Annotated in this window: 2 protein-coding genes and 1 pseudogene; 1 reads left to right on the forward strand and 2 read right to left on the reverse strand. The window is 71.5% G+C overall.

Features of this window, described 5'->3' with window-relative positions:
• A pseudogene (locus L995_RS31810) lies at nucleotides 1–211 on the reverse strand (adenylate/guanylate cyclase domain-containing protein); the annotation flags it as partial.
• Nucleotides 212–327: 116 nt separating this feature from the next.
• On the opposite strand from L995_RS31810, the gene L995_RS06075 reads away from it, so the two are divergent.
• Nucleotides 328–1,035 carry a Crp/Fnr family transcriptional regulator gene (locus tag L995_RS06075; RefSeq protein WP_013800613.1) on the forward strand — a complete coding sequence of 236 codons (708 nt, stop codon included), beginning with the start codon at nucleotides 328–330 and terminating at the stop codon, nucleotides 1,033–1,035.
• On the opposite strand, the gene L995_RS06080 is transcribed toward L995_RS06075, so the two are convergent.
• Nucleotides 1,032–1,801, reverse strand: a 770-nt coding sequence (locus L995_RS06080; RefSeq protein ID WP_047470160.1) for an ATP-binding cassette domain-containing protein, incomplete at its 5' end; no start/stop codon positions are given. The two genes, L995_RS06075 and L995_RS06080, sit on opposite strands and share 4 nt — an antisense overlap.

The raw sequence follows: 1,801 nt of genomic DNA on the forward strand, positions 1-1,801 counted from the left end.
CCGCGTCGTAGAGCAGCAGGCTGCCGGGCAGGGATCGCCACAGGCCGTGGACCAGCTCGCGCACGGCCTCGGCCGTGGCCAGCGAGACCAGGCCCAGGGCATGGTTGGACAGGTGCAGCGCCGCATAGGTCCACAGCACCAGGCCGGTGGACCAGTGGAGACTGCGCAGGGACGGCAGGGACGGCAGGGACGGAGGAAGGACACGTGCCATGGAAACGGATGATGCGCCCGACGGCAGGACAAGACAGGAACAATGGCGGCTTGAAGGAACTTGGGACAGCGCAGCCCGATCCAGAATCTTTGTACATTCCGCCCGCTATTGGTTCCATGGCCCACCCCACGCAGCCCTCCAGTTTCGCCCTGCGCGGCATCGCCCTGTTCGAGGGCCTGGGCAGCGCCAGCCTGGACCGCATCGCCGCCGACTGCGAATGGCGCCCGCTGCAGGCCCGCCAGCCCGTGTTCAGCCGCTGCTCCACGGGCAGCGACGTGTTCTTCTTGGTCAGCGGGCGCGTGCGCATCACCACCTATTCGCCGGGCGGGCGCGAGGTCAGCTTCCGTGACTACGGGCCCGGCGAGCACTTCGGCGACCTGGCGGCCATTGACGGCCAGGCCCGCTCCACCGATGTGGTCACCCTGGAATCCTCGCTGCTGGCCAGCCTCTCGCGCCAGGACTTCCTGGCCCTGCTGGCGCGCGAGCCCGCCGTTGCCCTGCGCATGATGGAAGGCCTGGCCGGCCTGGTGCGCCGGCTGACCGACCGCGTGATGGAGTTGAGCACCCTGGGCGTGCCCACGCGCCTGCACATGGAGCTGCTGCGCCTGGCGCGGGAGGCGGGCGTATCGCCCGAGCACACGGCCCTCATCAGCCCCGTGCCTTCGCACTCGGTGCTGGCCAGCAAGATCAGCACCAACCGCGAGCAGGTCACGCGCGAGCTGGGCGCCCTCACCCGGCGCGGCCTGCTGCGCAAGGAGGGGCGCCAGGCGCTGCTGGTGACCGACGTGCGCGCGCTGCAGGCGCTGATAGCGCAGGAAAGCTAGGCGGACTCCATTCGCCAGCCCTGCGGCGACCACACCAGGCGGTCGGTCAGCCCGATGGCCTGCAGAAAATCCTCGTCATGCGAGACCACGACCAGCGTGCCGGCGTAGCCGCGCAGCATGGCCTCCAGCGCCTGCAGGGAAGGCAGGTCCAGGTGGTTGCAGGGCTCGTCCAGCAGGAGCAGGGGCGCGGGCGGCTCGGCATGCAGCGCGCAGGCCAGGGCGGCCTTGAGCTGCTCGCCACCGCTGAGCCGGCCCGCAGGCTGCTCCACCTGCCGGGCTGCCAGCCCGAGCCAGGCCAGGCGCGTGCGCAGCACATCCACGGGGGTGCCGGGGCAGGCGTCCTGCAACTGCTCCATCACCGTGCGCCCGGGCTGCAACAGGGACAGGCGCTGGTCCAGGTAGGCACAGGCCTGCATGCGGCGCACCTCGCCCGCCTGGGGCGCAAGGCGGCCTGACAGCACATCGAGCAGGCGCGTCTTGCCGCAGCCGTTGGGACCGGTCACGGCCAGGCGCTGGCCGCCGTACAGAGACAGGTTCAGGCGCGGCCCCGGGGAAAACGGCAGCAGCACATCGTCCAGCAGCGCCACCACGTCGCAGGGAGCACCGGCCGGTGGCGGCGCCTGCATGCGGATGCCGGCCTGCAGGTCGATCTGGCGTGCCGCCTCGCGCACGCGCTGGTCCAGCGCCTCGCGCGTGTCTGCATGCTGGCGGCGCAGGCGGCCGGCCGACGCCTGGCTGCGCTCCTTTTGCCGGTCCAGCAGAATGC

The organism is Delftia sp. ZNC0008 (assembly GCF_000799035.1).
Classification (GTDB): domain Bacteria; phylum Pseudomonadota; class Gammaproteobacteria; order Burkholderiales; family Burkholderiaceae_C; genus Comamonas; species Comamonas tsuruhatensis.